The 16,782-nt window shown below is 71.7% G+C and carries 15 protein-coding genes; 5 read left to right on the top strand and 10 right to left on the bottom strand.

The genetic code is table 11. From position 1 onward, the window contains the following. Nucleotides 1-127: 127 nt before the first annotated feature. A complete protein-coding gene (locus AB0B20_RS02395; protein ID WP_357382585.1) occupies nucleotides 128-1,750 on the top strand; it encodes a cellulase family glycosylhydrolase in 1,623 nt (540 codons plus the stop codon). Nucleotides 1,751-1,848: 98 nt separating this feature from the next. On the opposite strand, the gene miaB is transcribed toward AB0B20_RS02395, so the two are convergent. From miaB to selD, 3 genes are all read right to left on the bottom strand, one after another. Further along, a complete protein-coding gene (gene miaB, locus AB0B20_RS02390; protein WP_357382583.1) occupies nucleotides 1,849-3,348 on the bottom strand; it encodes a tRNA (N6-isopentenyl adenosine(37)-C2)-methylthiotransferase MiaB in 1,500 nt (499 codons plus the stop codon). 259 nt (nucleotides 3,349-3,607) lie between these two features. Then, nucleotides 3,608-4,087, bottom strand: a complete 480-nt coding sequence (locus AB0B20_RS02385) for a hypothetical protein (RefSeq protein ID WP_357382581.1) — start codon at nucleotides 4,085-4,087, stop codon at nucleotides 3,608-3,610. A gap of 213 nt (nucleotides 4,088-4,300) precedes the next feature. Then, nucleotides 4,301-5,290, bottom strand: coding sequence for a selenide, water dikinase SelD (gene selD, locus AB0B20_RS02380; protein WP_357467411.1), 990 nt, complete (start codon nucleotides 5,288-5,290; stop codon nucleotides 4,301-4,303). 198 nt (nucleotides 5,291-5,488) lie between these two features. Between selD and AB0B20_RS02375 the strand changes: the two genes are divergently transcribed. The 4 genes from AB0B20_RS02375 (at nucleotide 5,489) to AB0B20_RS02360 (ending at nucleotide 8,842) form a co-directional block, all read left to right on the top strand. Continuing rightward, complete coding sequence (locus tag AB0B20_RS02375) at nucleotides 5,489-6,244, top strand: amino acid ABC transporter ATP-binding protein (protein WP_357382577.1); 756 nt, start codon at nucleotides 5,489-5,491, stop codon at nucleotides 6,242-6,244. A gap of 52 nt (nucleotides 6,245-6,296) precedes the next feature. Continuing rightward, nucleotides 6,297-7,232, top strand: a complete 936-nt coding sequence (locus AB0B20_RS02370) for a glutamate ABC transporter substrate-binding protein (protein ID WP_357382575.1) — start codon at nucleotides 6,297-6,299, stop codon at nucleotides 7,230-7,232. Nucleotides 7,233-7,310: 78 nt separating this feature from the next. Then, nucleotides 7,311-7,967: an amino acid ABC transporter permease gene (locus tag AB0B20_RS02365; protein WP_357382574.1), complete on the top strand. Its 657-nt coding sequence runs from the start codon at nucleotides 7,311-7,313 to the stop codon at nucleotides 7,965-7,967. Next, nucleotides 7,964-8,842 carry an amino acid ABC transporter permease gene (locus AB0B20_RS02360; protein ID WP_357382572.1) on the top strand — a complete coding sequence of 293 codons (879 nt, stop codon included), beginning with the start codon at nucleotides 7,964-7,966 and terminating at the stop codon, nucleotides 8,840-8,842. Before AB0B20_RS02365 ends, AB0B20_RS02360 begins: the two co-directional genes overlap by 4 nt. Nucleotides 8,843-8,909: 67 nt before the next feature. Here the strand turns inward: AB0B20_RS02360 and rny are convergent, their stop codons facing one another. The 7 genes from rny to AB0B20_RS02325 form a co-directional block, all read right to left on the bottom strand. Beyond that, nucleotides 8,910-10,676, bottom strand: a complete 1,767-nt coding sequence (gene rny / locus AB0B20_RS02355; RefSeq protein WP_357382570.1) for a ribonuclease Y — start codon at nucleotides 10,674-10,676, stop codon at nucleotides 8,910-8,912. Between the two features lie 693 nt (nucleotides 10,677-11,369). After that, nucleotides 11,370-12,074 (bottom strand): 3-keto-5-aminohexanoate cleavage protein, encoded by a 705-nt coding sequence (locus AB0B20_RS02350; protein WP_357382568.1) that lies wholly within the window; start codon nucleotides 12,072-12,074, stop codon nucleotides 11,370-11,372. A gap of 49 nt (nucleotides 12,075-12,123) precedes the next feature. Then, nucleotides 12,124-12,816 carry a regulatory protein RecX gene (locus AB0B20_RS02345; protein ID WP_357382566.1) on the bottom strand — a complete coding sequence of 231 codons (693 nt, stop codon included), beginning with the start codon at nucleotides 12,814-12,816 and terminating at the stop codon, nucleotides 12,124-12,126. An 11-nt stretch (nucleotides 12,817-12,827) separates the two neighbouring features. Then, on the bottom strand, nucleotides 12,828-13,877 hold the full coding sequence (recA, locus tag AB0B20_RS02340) for a recombinase RecA (RefSeq protein WP_013284729.1): 1,050 nt from the start codon (nucleotides 13,875-13,877) through the stop codon (nucleotides 12,828-12,830). A 185-nt stretch (nucleotides 13,878-14,062) separates the two neighbouring features. Next, on the bottom strand, nucleotides 14,063-14,263 hold the full coding sequence (locus tag AB0B20_RS02335; protein WP_073830228.1) for a DUF3046 domain-containing protein: 201 nt from the start codon (nucleotides 14,261-14,263) through the stop codon (nucleotides 14,063-14,065). Between the two features lie 4 nt (nucleotides 14,264-14,267). Further along, nucleotides 14,268-15,566, bottom strand: a complete 1,299-nt coding sequence (locus tag AB0B20_RS02330; RefSeq protein ID WP_357382563.1) for an MFS transporter — start codon at nucleotides 15,564-15,566, stop codon at nucleotides 14,268-14,270. Nucleotides 15,567-15,635: 69 nt separating this feature from the next. Next, nucleotides 15,636-16,778: an acyl-CoA dehydrogenase family protein gene (locus AB0B20_RS02325; RefSeq protein WP_357382561.1), complete on the bottom strand. Its 1,143-nt coding sequence runs from the start codon at nucleotides 16,776-16,778 to the stop codon at nucleotides 15,636-15,638. Nucleotides 16,779-16,782 lie beyond the last annotated feature (4 nt).

Genomic DNA, 16,782 nt, shown 5'->3' with positions numbered 1-16,782 from the left:
GCGAGTGGCCGTCCACGTGACCGGCCCGGCGCGCGCTGTCGCGCGTACTCGATGAGGAGCGGGCCGATCCTCCTGGTCCTGCCGCCCGCGGCGCCTGCGCGGCGCGGGCATCCGAAGTGGAGCTTCCATGCACCGACGCACCGCCCTCGGCGGCGCCCTGACGGCGCTCGCCACCGCGGCAGCAGGCGTTCTCGTCGCCGCCGCCGTCTCCACCGCACCGGCCGCCGCGGCGGCCGGTGGCACCGGCACCGGTTACCTGCACACCAGCGGCAACAAGATCGTCGACAGTACGGGCACGACAGTCCGGCTGACCGGCATCAACTGGTTCGGGATGGAGACCGACAACAAGACGTTCCACGGCCTGTGGTCGAGCAACCCGTGGCGTTCCCAGCTCGACACCATGGCCCGGCTGGGCTACAACACGCTGCGCATCCCGTACTCGAACGACGCGCTCAAGCCCGGCGCGACAGCGACCGGCATCAACGACTTCGTCAACCCGGACCTGATCGGGCTCTCCCCGCTGCAGATCCTCGACAAGGTCATCGACTACGCGGGCAGCAAGGGGATGCGGGTCATCCTGGACCGGCACCGGCCGACGTCGGCCGGGCAGTCGCCGCTCTGGTACACCTCGACGGTCTCCGAGGCGACCTGGATCAACGACTGGAAGACGCTGGCCCAGCGGTACGCCGGCAACACCACTGTGATCGGCGCGGACCTGCACAACGAGCCGCACGCCGAAGGCACCAACCCGGCCGCCACCGGCGCCTGCTGGGGCTGCGGCGACACCGCCCGGGACTGGCGGCTGGCCGCCGAGCGGGCCGGCAACGCGATCCTCGGCATGCAGCCGAACTGGCTGATCTTCGTGGAGGGGGTGAGCTGCCCGAGCGGCGGCCTGTCGAACGTCTGGGACAACGACCCCAGCAACGACGAGGACTGCGGCTGGTGGGGCGGCAACCTGTCCAAGGCCGGGCAGTTCCCGGTCCGGCTGAACGTGGCCAACCGGCTGGTCTACTCGCCGCACGAGTACGCCACCTCGGTCTACCGCCAGGCGTGGTTCGACGACCCGTCGTACCCGGCGAACATGCCGGCCATCTGGGACAAGTACTGGGGCTACCTCTACAAGCAGAACATCGCGCCGATCATGATGGGCGAGTTCGGCACCACGCTCCAGGACCCCAAGGACAAGATCTGGCTCCAGAACCTGATGGCGTACACCGGCACCGGCGTCAACGGCATGTCGTTCACGTACTGGTCGTGGAACCCGAACTCAGGTGACACCGGCGGCATCGCCAACGACGACTGGACCACTGTCAACCAGCCGAAGCAGGACATCCTCACGCCGTACCTGATCCCGCCGACCGGCGGTGGCGGCACCACCAGCCCGTCCCCCACCGGCACCCCGAACACCTCGCCGGCGCCCACCACCCCGCCGCCTCCGGTGACCGGCGGCTGCACCGCCACCTACAAGCAGATCAACTCCTGGGCGGGTGGCTTCCAGGGCGAACTGACGGTGAAGAACACCGGCACCGCCGCGGTGAACCCGTGGTCGGCCACCTGGACCTGGCCGTCCGGGGTGACGCTCGCCAGTGGCTGGAACGCCACTGTCACGCAGTCCGGCACCACTGTGACCGCCGCCGCGCCGGCCTGGGCGTCGTCGCTGGCGCCGGGCGCGTCGGTCACCGTCGGCTTCACCGCCAACGGCACCGCCGCCGCCCCCGCCACGGTCAGGCTCAACGGCACCGCTTGCTGACCGTGCAAGGAAGGGCCCCTTATTAACGCCTGTGGTAGAGGAAGGGCCCCCTTTTAACACTGAGTGTTAAGAGGGGGCCCTTCCTTACGCGGGGGCGGTCAGTGGGCGGCGCAGCCGCCGGTGGGGGCCGGTGACGGGGCCGGCGCGCCGATCGTCGGCAGTCCGAGCAGCACCCCGGGCGTACGCGGGACCTGTCCCGCCTCGGCCGCGTCCCCGGCCGGGGTACGCCGGTGCGCCAGCGGGGCTCCGTCGGCGTTGAGGTGGTGCGGGGCGGCGTACGTGACAGTGGTGTGCACGACGTCGCCGGGGCGGATCCGGCCGGCCAGCTCACCTGTGGCGAAGTGCACGAGCCGGCCGTCGCGGGCCCGGCCGGACATCCGGCCGGTGCGCTCGTCCTTGCGGCCCTCGCCGACCGCCACCAGGACCTCGACGGTCTCCCCGACCAGCTTCTTGTTCTCCGCCCAGGTGATCTCCTCGACGCAGGCGATCAGCCGCTCGTAACGCTCCTGCACGACCTGCTTGGGCAGCTGCCCGTCCATCGTGGCGGCCGGGGTGCCGGGTCGCTTGGAGTACTGGAACGTGAACGCCGAGGAGAACCGCGCCTCCCGGACCACGTCGAGGGTGCGGACGAAGTCGGCCTCGGTCTCGCCCGGGAAGCCGACGATGATGTCGGTGGTGATCGCCGCGTCCGGCATCGCCGCCCGCACCTTCTCGATGATCCCCAGGTAACGCTCCGAGCGGTACGAGCGGCGCATCGCCCGCAGCACGTCGTCCGAGCCGGACTGCAACGGCATGTGCAGCGAGTGGCAGACGTTGGGCGTCTCGGCCATCGCGGCGATCACGTCGTCGGTGAAGTCCTTCGGGTGCGGGCTGGTGAACCGCACCCGCTCCAGACCGTCGATGTCGCCGCAGGCGCGCAGCAGCTTGCCGAACGCGTACCGGTCGCCGAACTCGACGCCGTAGGAGTTGACGTTCTGCCCGAGCAGCGTCACCTCCAGCACGCCGGAGTCGACCAGCGCGCGGACCTCGGAGAGGATGTCGCCGGGGCGGCGGTCCTTCTCCTTGCCGCGCAGGGACGGCACGATGCAGAACGTGCACGTGTTGTTGCAGCCGACGGAGATGGAGACCCATCCGGCGTACGTCGACTCGCGCCGGGTCGGCAGCGTGGAGGGGAAGACCTCCAGCGCCTCCAGGATCTCCACCTCGGCGGCGGCGTTGTGCCGCGCCCGGTCCAGCAGCGCCGGCAGCGAGCCGATGTTGTGCGTGCCGAAGACGACGTCCACCCAGGGGGCCTTGCGGACGATGTCGCCGCGGTCCTTCTGTGCCAGGCAGCCGCCGACCGCGATCTGCATCCCGGGGTGCTTCGCCTTCACGGGGCGCAGATGGCCCAGGTTGCCGTAGAGCCGGTTGTCGGCGTTCTCCCGGACCGCGCAGGTGTTGAACACCACCACGTCGGGCTGATCGTCGGCCTCGGCGGCGCGCACGTACCCGGCGTCTTCGAGGAGGCCGGAGATGCGCTCGGAGTCGTGCACGTTCATCTGGCAGCCGTACGTACGCACCTGGTAGGTGCGCGGGCTGCCCGCGGCTGCGGTAGTCATGACCCGGACAGCGTATCCGGGTGGTGCCGGTCTGCTCGAACGAGGCGGAGCCGGGTACGTCCGGAAGATCTCCGGGTTCCACACCCCAGCGGCGGCACGACACCGCCGCGTTCGACGTGGACGCCGTGGCCGCCGCCACCGCGACGCCGCCTCGTGGTGCGCGACCGCAGCCGGCGGCCCGGGGCTGAGCCGGGCCGCCGCCCGCTCGCCGCCGGCCGGGCACGGCGGGCCCGGCCTTCACCCGGCGGCGTGGCCGCGCTCAGGCGGCGGCGAGCGCCGGGGCGACCGAGTCGGGGGCCCAGCGGGAGCGGTGGCACTGCGACCAGCCCCGGCAGCGCGGGTCGGCCTGTGTGCAGAGCCGGTGGTGGCTGAGCACCTCGCCGTCGTCGGTGTCGGCCACGTCGAAGTGCACCGGGCGGATCGTGCCGTCCGGCGCGACAAGCAGGTGCCGGCCGGCGTCTAGCGTGTCGTCACGCATCAGGCAGTTGCGGCCCATCAGCCGGGCCAGCGCCGCGAGCGCGGGCAGCTCGGCCAGGCTCTCGGGCACGCCGTAACAGTCGACCACGGTGCCGTACAGCCCGGGCGCCTCCCACACGTCGCAGACCACCGCGTACGCGGGGAGCCGGACCGGGTCGGCGACGGCCATGGGCATCACCACCCGGCCGAGCGCCTCGGCCAGCGCCGGGTAGACCTCCACCGGCTCGCCGCCGTCGATTCTCCAGTTCCACAGCTCGGTCATGCCGCCTCCTCGCTGCGCTCGTTCCACCGGCCTCCGGATCGGGCCTTACTGACGATGGTGGAGGGCATTTGCCCTCAGCCGGGCGCAAGTTACCGGTCTGTGACCATTCCGGGCAAAATTCCCTCGGGCGACGTTGCCCAGAGTAGCTGGAAGATGACAGTTTATCGGGTACGGTGCCGCGCCGGCGGCCCGGCCACGCCGCGAGTCGCGGCTCTAGCGGACCCGGATCCGGTGCTCCGAGGCCGGCAGCAGCTCACCGATCACCGTGCCGCCCGGCACCTCACCGGCGACCAGCAGGCCACCGGAGGTCTGCGCGTCGGCCAGCAACAGCCGCTCCCCCTCGTCGGCGCCGCCGAAGTCGGTCCACGGGGTGACCCATTCCAGGTTGCGCCGGGTGCCGCCGCTGACGAACCCGTCGCGCAGCGCCTCCCGCGCACCCGGCAGGTACGGCACCGCCGCCGCGTCGATCGCCACCGTCAGACGGCTCGCGCGGGCCAGCTTCGAGGCGTGCCCGAGCAGGCCGAAGCCGGTCACGTCGGTGCCGCAGCGGATGCCCGCGGCGATCGCCGCGCGGGCCGCGTCCCGGTTGAGGCTGGCCATCGAATCGACCGCCTCCGGGAAGCGCTGCCCGGTCTGCTTGTGCCGGGTGTTGAGCACGCCCACCCCGAGGGGCTTGGTCAGCGACAGCGGCAGGCCGGCCCGCCCGGCGTCGAGCGTGATCAGCTCGTCCGGCCGGACCACGCCGGTGACCGCCAGTCCGTACTTCGGGCCGTCGTCGTCCACGCTGTGCCCGCCGGCCAGGTGGCAGTCCGCCTCCCGGGCCACGTCCAGACCGCCGCGCAGCACCTCGCGGGCCATCTCCGGCGGCAGTACGCCGCGCGGCCAGCAGAGCAGGTTGAGCGCGACAAGCGGGGTGCCGCCCATCGCGTACACGTCGGAGAGCGCGTTCGCGGCGGCGATGCGCCCCCAGTCGTAGGCGTCGTCGACCACCGGGGTGAAGAAGTCGGCGGTGCTGACCAGGCCGGTCCGCTCGTCCAGCCGGACCACCGCGGCGTCGTCGCCGTTCTCCAGGCCGACCAGCAGGTCGGCCGAGCCGCCGGTGGCGCCGAGACCGGCGACCATCGCCTCCAGTTCGCCCGGTGGGATCTTGCAGGCGCAGCCGCCACCGCGGGCGTAGTCGGTCAGCCGGATCGCGTCGGTCATCGCCTCATGATCTCCCGCCTGCGGCGACGGCGCCAGTCGGCCCACCCGACGGTGACGAAATTCGGACGGGCCGGTACGCCGGTGATCGGTGTTACCGCTCCGTGACCATCTGAGTTGCGTTCTGCCACATCACGCCGCCTACAGTTGCCCAACCGGGGGTCGACCGACACCCGAATTCCGCCATGGACGACAGGGACGGTGGACGACGTGACGACGGGCGACCCGCTGATCGTGCTCGACGGGGTCAACAAGTGGTTCGGGCCGCTGCACGTGCTCGACGACGTGTCCCTCTCCGTCGAACGGGGCGAGGTGGTCGTGGTCATCGGCCCGTCCGGCTCGGGGAAGTCGACGCTTTGCCGCACCATCAACCGGCTGGAGCCGATCGACAACGGCACCATCACCTTCGACGGCCAGCCGCTGCCGGCCGAGGGCAAGCCCCTGGCCAAGCTGCGCAGCGAGGTCGGCATGGTGTTCCAGTCGTTCAACCTCTTCGCGCACAAGACCATCCTGGAGAACGTCACGCTGGGGCCGGTCAAGGTCCGCAAGGAGAAGCCGGCCGCGGCCCGTGAGCGCGGGCTGGCGCTGCTGGAGCGCGTCGGCATCGCGAACCAGGCCGACAAGTACCCCGCGCAGCTCTCCGGCGGCCAGCAGCAGCGGGCGGCGATCGCCCGCGCGCTGGCGATGCAGCCCAAGGCGATGCTGTTCGACGAGCCGACCAGCGCCCTGGACCCGGAGATGGTCGGCGAGGTGCTGGACGTGATGACGTCGCTGGCCCGCGAGGGCATGACCATGGTCGTGGTCACCCACGAGATGGGCTTCGCCCGGCACGCGGCCAACCGGGTCATCTTCATGGCCGACGGCAAGCTGGTCGAGGACGCGCCGCCGGCCGAGTTCTTCGCGAACCCGCGCAGCGAGCGGGCCAAGGACTTCCTCTCCAAGATCCTCACTCACTGAGCGCCCGTATGTGGAGCCGCCACGTCGGCCCCATCGAAGAAGGAGAATGAGTATGCGTTTCAAGCGCGTGGCGGCGGTGGCCATGATGGCTTCGCTCGCCCTGTCCGCGGCGGCCTGCGGCAAGGAGGGGGACCCCGCCCCCAGCGGCGGCGGCAACGCCAGCGGCGGCGCCCAGGGCGACAGCTGCAGCAGCTCGGGCGTGACCTTCACCCCCAAGGCGGACGCCAACGTCGCCGGCAGCCCGGCCTTCGAGAAGATCAAGTCGGCCGGCAAGGTCGTCATCGGCGTCAAGTTCGACCAGCCGAACCTCGGCTACAAGGACGCCCAGGGCAAGCGCTGCGGCTTCGACATCGAGATCGCCCAGTACGTCGCCAGCACGCTCGGCGTCGACCCGGCGAAGATCGAGTACAAGGAGATCGCCTCCGCCAACCGGGAGACCGCCATCAAGGGTGGCGAGATCGACTACTACGTCGGCACGTACTCGATCACCGACAAGCGCAAGAACGACGTCTCCTTCGCCGGCCCGTACTTCGTCGCCGGCCAGGACCTGCTGGTCCGCAAGGACGAGTCGTCGATCACCGGCAAGGACACCCTCAAGGGCAAGAAGGTCTGCTCGGTCACCGGCTCCACGCCGATCCAGAAGATCCGCGACGAGGGCCTGACCGAGGGCGAGAACATCGTCGAGTTCAAGACCTACTCCGAGTGCGTCTCGCAGCTGCTCGACAAGAAGGTCGACGCGGTGACCACCGACGACGCCATCCTCAAGGGCTACGCCGCGCAGAACCCGGACGAGCTCAAGGTCGTCGGCCAGCCGTTCAGCACCGAGAAGTACGGCATCGGCCTGCCCAAGGACGACAAGGCGCTGCGTGACTACGTGAACAACCAGATCGAGGCCGCGTTCACCGACGGCACCTGGAAGAAGGTCTACGACGGCACGCTCGGCAAGTCCGGCTCGCCGGCCACCCCGCCGCAGCTCGAGCGGTACTGACGGTCCGCACCGACGTCGGGCCGGGCGGGGAGGTCGTCCTCCCCGCCCGGTCCCGTCTGGAGAGAGTGAGAGCGAGGTATGGGCGAGTTCTTCCGCGTCCTGACGGACAACGCGAGCCTGTTCCGCGACGGGTTCTACAACACAGTCAAGTTGTTCCTGATCGCCGGCGTGGGCAGTCTCGTCCTCGGCACACTGCTCGGCGCGATGCGGGTGTCCCCGGTCCCCGCGCTGCGCGCGTTCGGCGCCACGTACGTCAACCTGGTCCGCAACACCCCGCTGACGCTGGTGTTCGCGTTCCTCGTCTTCGCGGTGCCGAAGCTGGACGTGAACATCGACTACTTCAACAGCGCCTGCATCGCCCTGATCGCCTACACGTCGGCGTTCATCTGCGAGGTGATCCGCTCCGGCGTGAACACTGTGGCCACCGGGCAGGCCGAGGCCGCGCGGGCGCTGGGCATGACGTTCGGCCAGGTGCTCACGCTGATCGTGCTGCCGCAGGCGCTGCGGGCCATGGTCCCGCCGATGATGAGCGTGCTCATCGCCATGCTGAAGAACACCACGATCGCCGCCGGCTTCTCGGTGCTGGAAGCGGGCGCCATCCCGGCGTACATGTCGGAACGGGGTGAGCCGCAGTTCGTCGTGCTCACCTGGATCGTGATCGGCTTCCTCATCCTGATCCTCCCGCTGGTGGTGCTCCAGCGGTTCCTCGAGCGCAAGTGGGCGGTGGCCCGATGAGCAGCAGCAGCGTCCTCTACGACATCCCCGGCCCGAAGGCCCGGCTGCGCAACCGGATCCTCGGCATCGTCGCGATCGCCGCGATCGTCGCGCTGCTCGCCTTCGTGGTCTACAAGTTCGACCAGACCGGCCAGTTCGAGGCCCGCAAGTGGGAGCAGTTCCAGTACGCGGCCGTGCAGCGGGAACTACTCAACGGCCTCTGGGCGACGCTGAAGGTCGCCGCCGTCGCCACCGTGCTGGCGCTGCTGTTCGGCGCGTTCTTCGCCAGCGCCCGGCTCAGCGACAAGGTGTTGTTCCGCGCTCCGGCCACGTTCGTGGTGGAGCTGTTCCGCGCGATCCCGCTGCTGATCCTGATCTTCTTCGGCTACTACGTGCCGTTGCAGTACGGCTGGCCGATCGACAAGTTCTGGGCGCTGGTCATCGGGCTGACCCTCTACAACGGCTCGGTGCTGGCGGAGATCTTCCGCGCCGGCATCAACGCCGTGCCGTACGGGCAGTCCGAGGGCGCGTACGCGGTGGGCATGCGCAAGAACCAGGTGCTGCGGCTGATCCTGCTGCCGCAGGCGTTCCGGTCGATGCTCCCGGCGATCGTGAGCCAGCTCGTCGTGCTGCTCAAGGACACCGCGCTCGGCTTCATCATCACGTACCCGGAGCTGCTGTTCGTGGGCAAGCAGATCGGCGGCCGGCTGGCCTTCGGCCTGCCGTACGTGCCGACGTACCTCATCGTCGCGGCCATCTACATCAGCATCTGCGGCCTGCTGTCGGTGCTGGCCTGGTGGCTGCAGAAGCGGCTGACCCGGCTGCCGCGCAGCGCCGCCAAGCCGGTGGCGTCGACGCAGACCGACGGTGGGACCGGCGCCACGCGGCTGGTCTGAGCCGGCGGACGCGAAACGGGCGGGTGGGGTTCTTCCCCACCCGCCCGTTTCCCGTCCTGCCGCTGGATCAGCGGGCGATCTCGGTGACCCGCGACTCGCGCACCACTGTCACCCGGATCTGCCCCGGGTAGGTCAGCTCCTCCTCGATCTGCTTGGCCACGTCCCGCGCCAGCACCGCCGCGCCGATGTCGTCCACGTCGTCCGGCTTGACCATCACCCGGATCTCGCGGCCCGCCTGCATGGCGAAGACCTTCTCCACGCCCAGCTTGCCGGCCGCGATCTCCTCGATCCGCTCCAGCCGCTTGACGTACGCCTCAAGGCTCTCCCGCCGCGCCCCCGGCCGCCCGCCCGAGCAGGCGTCCGACGCCTGGGTCAGCACCGCCTCGATGGTCTGCGGCGGCACCTCGTTGTGGTGCGCCTCGATGGCGTGCACCACGTCCTCGCTCTCGCCGTACTTGCGGGCCACGTCCGCGCCGATGATCGCGTGGCTGCCCTCCACCTCGTGGGTGAGCGCCTTGCCGATGTCGTGCAGGAACGCGCACCGCTTGATCGTCGGCACGTCCAGCCGCAGCTCGGCGGCCATCACCCCGGCGATGTGCGCGCTCTCCACCAGGTGCTTGAGCACGTTCTGCCCGTACGAGGTGCGGTAGCGCAACCGGCCCAGCAGGGTGACCAGCTCCGGGTGGATCTCGGTGATGCCCACCTCGACCAGCGCGTCCTGGGCGGCCCGGTGGCACAGCTCCTCCACCTCCTGCCGGGCCAGGTCGTACACCTCCTCGATCCGGTGCGGGTGGATCCGGCCGTCGAGGACCAGCTTCTCCAGCGTGACCCGGCCGACCTCCCGGCGTACCGGGTCGAAGCAGGACAGCAGCACGGCCTCGGGGGTGTCGTCGATGATCAGGTTGACGCCGGTGACCGACTCGAAGGCGCGGATGTTGCGCCCCTCCCGGCCGATGATGCGCCCCTTCATCTCGTCGCCGGGCAGGTGCAGGACGCTGACCACGCTCTCGGCGGTCTGCTCGCTGGCGACCCGCTGGATGGCGTCCACCACGATGTTGCGGGCGCGCTGCTCGGCGCTGCCCCGGGCGTCTGCCTCGATCTCCCGGACCAGCAGCGCGGCCTCCCGCTTCGCCTGCCCCTCGATCGACTCGACCAGCTCGGCGCGGGCCGCGTCGGCGGTCAGCCCGGCCACCCGCTCCAGCTCCCGGCGGCGCTGCTCCTCCACCTCGGTCAGCGCCCGCTCCCGCTCGGCCAGTGCGGCCTCCCGGACGGCCAGGGCCGCGGTGGCGGCGGTGAGCTGCCGCTCGCGCTCGGCGAGCCGTTCCACCTCCTCGGTGTGCAGCCGCTCCCGCTCGTCCATCCGGGCGGCGCGGCGTTCCACCTCGGCCGCCTGCTCCCGGGTGGTGGCGGCCAGCACCGCCACCTCCCGCTCGCCGCTACGCCGCGCTGCGGTACGCAACTGCTCGGCGTCCGCCTCGGCCTGCTTGTGCGCCCGCTCCAGCACCGTGTCGGCCTCGGCCCGGGCGTCGTCGAGCACCCGCCGCGCCTCGGCCCGGGCGGCCTTCGCCTCGGCCTTGGCGGCGGCCGCCTCGGCCCGGGCCGCGGAGGCGGCGGACTTCGCCACGTCGATCGTGCTGTTCACCTCGTCGGCGGCGGTCCGCAACGCCGCGAGGGACTGCTCCTGCCGGTCCTTCTCCGCGATGAAGGCCGGGTCCTCCGGCGCGGGTGCCAGGCTGAGCCGCTTGAGGGTACGCACGCCGAACAGCACGGCGCCGACCACCACCGCGACGAGCAGCAGCACGACCACGAGGAGGACGATGTCGAAGGCGCTCATCCGGCCGCTCCGAACCGGCACGCGGACACGCCCGCCCGCCGGGGCCCGGTGGCGGTACGGGGCGTGTCGCCCGTCGCGGAGGGGCCGTGTGGCAGTCCGCCGGTGAACCTGTGCCGCCCTGCCATGGCCGCCTCCCCCTGAACGTCGGCGCCGCAGCACGCGTGAAGGACACGCGCCTGCGGCTCTGGACGCCCGACCGGAGCGGCTGGCTATGGGCAGCTTTCCGTCGGCGGTGTCCCCGTGAGGGCACCGCTGGCGGCCGGTTGCAGTTGTCGGAGGCTCCGAAGGGTCCGGAGCGCCCGTCAAGGGCCGGTGTAGCTGGCCAAAGTGATGCTGTTCTGTTACGAGATCTATGTTGTGCGCTTAGCCTGCGCTGGTCGGGCAAAGTGAGCCTGTATGGCGAGGCTAGGTCGCGAGGTGCCGTTCGGTCAAGGAGTCATGATCAAACCACCCGGACGGAGAGAAGTTGCCGCGTCACTCAGTGGTGTCCAGATGCCGGACACCCCCGGACAAACCTCACCCTCACTCCCGCGACTTGACCTCCCGACCTGCCCATACCCTCCCACGCTCATGATCCACTCCCCTGCGCAGGCCGCCACTCCACCCTCCCACCCCCGGTGATCAAGGAGTTGACGTCCACCCACGACCCCCCGAGCGACACAAACTCCTTGATCACCGCCCTGGCCGGGTGAATCAGCGGGCGGTGGTGGTCAGGGCGGTGGTCACCAGCGCGGCGTTGTCGGGAGCAGGGGTGCCGTCGGGCAGCAGCAACGTGTCCTCCAGGCCGATCCGGGTGTGCAGGCCCCGCCGGACCGCCTCGGCGTACACCGGCCAGGTGGCGGGGCCCTCGCCGTGCAGCAGCACCGGCGGGTGCCCGCCGGGCAGCGCGGCCAGGATCGCCGCGGCGTCGGCGAGCGCCGTCTCGACCTGCTCGGCCACGCACTCCACGAGGATCCGTCCGGTGGGCGCGGACCAGCGGCGCCAGGCGTCGACAGCCGCCGGGGTCCAGAGACCGGCCTCGACCATCACGCCACGCTCACCCAGGGCGGCGGCGACCTCCGCCGCTCCCGGTTCGTGGGCGTTCACCGAGGCGAAGTCGGGCAGCACCGTCCAGGCGCGGACGGCGGCGACCCGCTCGGCCGGGTCGGGGACGATCCAGGCGCCGGTGCTCACCCCGACCGGCAGGCCGGGCCGGGCGGCCCGGATGGCGGTGACGGCTGCGGCGATCACCGCCGGGCCGAGCGACTCGGCGCCGGTGTCGTCGCGCGGGTGCACATGCACCGCCGCCACCCCGGCGGCCGCGCAGCGCACCGCGTCGGCGGCCAGTTCCGCCGGGGTGAGCGGCACGGCGGGGTGCTCGTCCCGCCGTCGTGTGCCGTTGAGACACGCCTTCAGCACTGGTGTGCCTCTCCTCGGGACGGAAGCCACGACCCGGGCGGCCAGTCGGTCAGTCGAGCCGGCGGGAGTCGAGGTCGTGTTCGGCGTCGGCCATCGCGTCGGCGTCGATGTGCTCGGCGAACTCGGCCGCCTCGGCGCTCTGCGCGGCCAGCGCGTCCTTCACCGCCCGGATCGCCACCCCGGGCGGGTAGCCCTTGCGCGCCAGCATCCCGACCAGGCGGCGGAACACCGCGTCCGGCTCGCCCCGGGCGCTGCGCAGCTTGCGCTCCACCAGGGCACGGGCGGTCTCCGCCTCGGTCTCCTCGTCCAGCCCGTCCAGGGCGGCGCCGGCGACCTCGCCGTCGACGCCGCGCTGGCGCAGCTCGTTGGCGAGCGCCCGGCGGGCCAGCCCACGGCCGGCGTGCCGGCTGCTCACCCAGGCACGGGCGAAGGCGGCGTCGTCGACGATGCCCACCTCGTCGTAGCGGTCGAGGACCTGCTCGGCGACCTCCTCGGAGATGCCGCGACGGGCCAGCGCGCCGGCCAGCTCGGCCCGGGTACGCGGACGCACCGCGAGCTGCCGCAGGCAGATCTCCCGGGCCAGTTCGGCCTCGTCGCGCGGCGGAGCCGGAGCCTCCCCAGCATCGGGCTCCGCCGCGCGATCACGGCGCCCCCGGCGGGGCCGGGGCGTGCCTGTGGCGTCGCCCGTACGGGGTGGGCCGGCATCCCAGCCCCGGCCCGTACGGGCGCGTCGTCCTGCCACGGGTCAGCGGATCAGAAGTCGACCGGCGGCAGTTCCGGGCCACCGGCGGCGTCGCCCGCACCACCGGTGCCGACGCCGAGCTTCTCCAGGATCTTCTTCTCGATCTCGGCCGCCACGTCCGGGTTCTCGCGGAGGAACTCGCGGGCCTTCTCCTTGCCCTGGCCGAGCTGGTCACCGTCGTAGGTGTACCAGGCGCCGGACTTGCGGATGATCGCCTGCTCCACGCCGACGTCGATCAGCGAGCCCTCACGGGAGATGCCCTTGCCGTACATGATGTCGAACTCGGCCTGCTTGAACGGCGCGGCGACCTTGTTCTTCACGACCTTGACCCGGGTGCGGTTACCGACCACGTCGGTGCCGTCCTTGAGGCTCTCGATGCGGCGCACGTCGAGCCGGACCGAGGCGTAGAACTTCAGCGCCCGGCCACCGGTGGTGGTCTCCGGGCTGCCGAACATCACGCCGATCTTCTCGCGGAGCTGGTTGATGAAGATCGCGGTGGTGCCGGTGTTGTTGAGCACACCGGTGATCTTCCGCAGCGCCTGGCTCATCAGCCGGGCCTGGAGACCGACGTGGCTGTCGCCCATCTCGCCCTCGATCTCGGCGCGCGGCACCAGGGCCGCCACCGAGTCGATCACGATGATGTCGATAGCGCCGGAGCGGACCAGCATGTCCGCGATCTCCAGCGCCTGCTCGCCGGTGTCCGGCTGCGAGACCAGCAGGGCGTCGGTGTCGACGCCGAGGGCCCGCGCGTACTCCGGGTCGAGCGCGTGCTCCGCGTCGATGAACGCGGCGATGCCGCCGGCCCGCTGGGCGTTTGCGACCGCGTGCAGCGCGACGGTGGTCTTACCGCTGGACTCCGGACCGTAGATCTCGACCACCCGGCCGCGGGGCAGACCGCCCACGCCGAGCGCCACGTCGAGCGCGATGGAGCCGGTCGGGATGACGGCCGTCTGCACGACGGGCCGCTCCCCCAGGCGCATCACCGAACCCTTGCCGAACTGCTTGTCGATCTGAGCGAGAGCAAGGTCGAGCGCCTTCTCCCGGTCAGGCCCTGCTGCCATCGTTGCCACCCCTGCCTTCGCCGGCGTCTTTCCTGAGCTTCGCGTCACGCGGGACACGCTAGGCGCTGGGTCCGACAGAAAACCAGCCGACGGGCCGTGAGCTGTGGACGAGCACCCCGCTGTGGACAATAGCCGAACAGGTGTACGACTGGGCAAGCGACACGCGGGATCGACGAAAAGGCTGCTCAGCGTAGCCGGGCGGGCACCCGGTCGGGATACGCGGCGACCACGGCGCGCCACACCACGTGCGTTTGCTCACCGGCGGCGAGGGCCTGCTCGATGGTCCGCCCGTCGAGCTGGGACAGCACCTGGTCCCTGGCGATGCTGGCCGCGTAGCCGGGCCCGAACGCCTCCTCCAGCCGCGTCCAGAAGTCGGTCAGCCGCACGTGTTCAGTCCTCCTCGTCGAGTGGTGCCGTGGCGGGACGGCGCAGCGCCAGCGCCACCAGCGGCACCACGGCGATCGCCGACAGCAGGGTGAGCGTCGGGTACCCCACGGCCCGCATGACGAACCCGCTCGCCGCCGCCGCGCCCGCCCCGGCCAGCCCCATGAGCAGGTCGGACAGGCCCTGCACGCCGGGCCGGTCGGCGGTCGGCACCGACTCCGACAGCAGCGTCGAGCCCGCCACCATCGTGCCCGACCAGCCCAGCCCGAGCAGCGTCAGCCCCACCGACAGCAGCGGTGTGTCGTGCCCGGCGGTGCCGGAGACCGCGCACGCGGCCAGCAGCAGCGCCACCCCGCCGAGGATCACCGGGCGCCGGCCGAACCGGTCGGTGAGCCACCCCACCACCGGCGACAGCGCGTACATGCCGGCGATGTGCAGGCTCAGCACCAGGCCGACCACCGGCAGCACGTCCTCGTCGGAGTGCCACTCGCCGAGGTGCACCGGGGTCATCGACATCACCGCGACCATCACCAGGTGACCCACCGCGACAGCGGCGATGCCGAGGCGCGCGGCCGGCCTGCGGCGTACCGTGCGCCACGCGGCGACCATGCCCCCGCGGCGGGTGGCCGCGGGCGCGGCGTCCGGCACCGGCTCGGCCACCGCCAGCCGGCGCGCGGTGAGCAGCGGGTCCGGCCGGAGCAGGACCAGGATGACGACGGCGGCCAGCGTGAACGCGACGGCGCTGAAGGCGAACGGCCCGGACAGCGCCGGCAGACCCCAGCCCCGGGTGGTGTCGTCGGCGAGCGCGGCGAAGTTCGGCGCGGCCACCGCGCCGATGGTGGTGGCCCAGACCACCATCGAGAGCTGCCGCCCCCGGCGGTGCGGCTCGGCCAGGTCCACGGCCGTGTAGCGGGCCTGGAGGTTGGCCGCCGTGCCGCCGCCGAACAGCAGCATGCCGGCGAAGAGCAACGGCACCGCGCCGGTCACGGTGGCGACCACCACCAGCACGCCGCCCACCGCGCCGGCCAGGTACGCGAGGACCAGCCCCGGCCGCCGGCCGCGCGCGGCCATGAGCCGGGTGACCGGGATGGCCAGCAGTGCGCCGCCGACCACTCCGGCGCTCTGCGCCAGCCCGGCCAGCGCGGTGCCGGCGACCCGGGCGGCGAGCAGCGCGCCGACCGAGATGCCGATGGTGACGCCGATGCCGCCGATGATCTGGGTGAGGAACAGCAGCCGGACGGTACGCCGCTGGACGCGGGCGACATCCGGCCGGGGCGGGGCCGGCGCGGTCAGGTCGACGGACATGCTGCGCTCCTGGTGGGGATGGGTGTCCCATCCTCCCGCACCGGTCCGGCCGACCGGCACCCGGTTCGGCTACAGGCCGAGACCCCGGCCGATGATCTCCTTCATGATCTCGGTGGTGCCGCCGTAGATGGTCTGCACCCGGCTGTCCAGCCACGCCTTCGCCACCGGGTACTCCGCCATGAAGCCGTAGCCGCCGTGCAACTGCACGCACCGGTCGGCGACCTTCGTCTGCAACTCGGTGGTCCACCACTTGGCCTTCGCCGCGTCGGTCACCGAGAGGCGGCCCGCGTTGAACTCGGTGACGCAGTGGTTGACGAACGTCCGCGCGATGGTGACCTCGGTGTCCAGCTCGGCCAGCAGGAACCGGTTGTGCTGGAACCGGCCGATCGGCCGCCCGAACGCCTCCCGGGAACGGGCGTACTCGATGGTGAGCGCGAGCAGCTTCTCGCACGCCGCCACCGCTGCCACGGCGATGCTCAGCCGCTCCCGGGGCAGGTTGGCCATCAGGTGGTAGAAGCCGTGGTTCTCGGTGCCGATCAGGTTTTCCGCCGGCACCCGGCAGTCGTCGAAGAACAGCTCGGCGGTGTCGTTGGCCTTCAGGCCCACCTTCGCCAGGCGGCGGCCCCGGCTGAAGCCGGGCGTGCCGCTCTCCACCACGACCAGGCTCACCCCGTGCGCGCCCTGGTCCGGCGCGGTCTTGGCCACCACGACCACCAGGTCGGCCATCTCACCGTTCGTGATGAACGTCTTCTGCCCGTTGAGGACCAGGCTGTCGCCGTCGCGGACCGCGGTGGTGCGGATGCCCGCCAGGTCGCTGCCCGCGCCCGGCTCGCTCATCGCGATGGCGGTGACCAGGTCGCCGGAGCAGAAGCCCGGCAACCACCGCTTGCGCTGGTCGCCGGTGGTCAGCTCGGTCAGGTACGGGGCGACCACGTCGTTGTGCAGCCCGAACCCCAGACCGGTGCACCCGGCGGCGACGATCTCCTCGTCCAGCACCGCGTTGAACCGGAAGTCGCGCTGCCCGCCGCCGCCGTACTCCGGGTCGACGTCCGGGCCGAGCAGCCCGGCCGCGCCGGCGGCCCGCCACACCTGCCGGTCGACGATCCCGTCGGCCTCCCACTGCTCGTGGTGCGGCACCGCCTCCCGGGCGAGGAACCGACGGCACAGGTCGCGGAACTCGTCGTGGACGGGCTCGTAGAGATGCTGCTCCATGGCG

The sequence above is a fragment of the Micromonospora sp. NPDC049151 genome, from assembly GCF_040648395.1.
In the GTDB taxonomy this organism is placed as follows: Bacteria; Actinomycetota; Actinomycetes; order Mycobacteriales; family Micromonosporaceae; genus Micromonospora.
Note: the sequence above shows the minus strand (reverse complement) of the source record. Positions and strands in the feature narration are given on the sequence as shown.

Coding starts and splice junctions, on each gene's coding strand:
- AB0B20_RS02395 (WP_357382585.1), top strand. CDS start 128: ATGCACCGACGCACCGCCCTCGGCGGCGCCCTGACGGCGCTCGCCACC.
- miaB (WP_357382583.1), bottom strand. CDS start 3,348: ATGACTACCGCAGCCGCGGGCAGCCCGCGCACCTACCAGGTGCGTACG.
- AB0B20_RS02385 (WP_357382581.1), bottom strand. CDS start 4,087: ATGACCGAGCTGTGGAACTGGAGAATCGACGGCGGCGAGCCGGTGGAG.
- selD (WP_357467411.1), bottom strand. CDS start 5,290: ATGACCGACGCGATCCGGCTGACCGACTACGCCCGCGGTGGCGGCTGC.
- AB0B20_RS02370 (WP_357382575.1), top strand. CDS start 6,297: ATGCGTTTCAAGCGCGTGGCGGCGGTGGCCATGATGGCTTCGCTCGCC.
- AB0B20_RS02365 (WP_357382574.1), top strand. CDS start 7,311: ATGGGCGAGTTCTTCCGCGTCCTGACGGACAACGCGAGCCTGTTCCGC.
- AB0B20_RS02360 (WP_357382572.1), top strand. CDS start 7,964: ATGAGCAGCAGCAGCGTCCTCTACGACATCCCCGGCCCGAAGGCCCGG.
- rny (WP_357382570.1), bottom strand. CDS start 10,676: ATGAGCGCCTTCGACATCGTCCTCCTCGTGGTCGTGCTGCTGCTCGTC.
- recA (WP_013284729.1), bottom strand. CDS start 13,877: ATGGCAGCAGGGCCTGACCGGGAGAAGGCGCTCGACCTTGCTCTCGCT.
- AB0B20_RS02330 (WP_357382563.1), bottom strand. CDS start 15,566: ATGTCCGTCGACCTGACCGCGCCGGCCCCGCCCCGGCCGGATGTCGCC.
- AB0B20_RS02325 (WP_357382561.1), bottom strand. CDS start 16,778: ATGGAGCAGCATCTCTACGAGCCCGTCCACGACGAGTTCCGCGACCTG.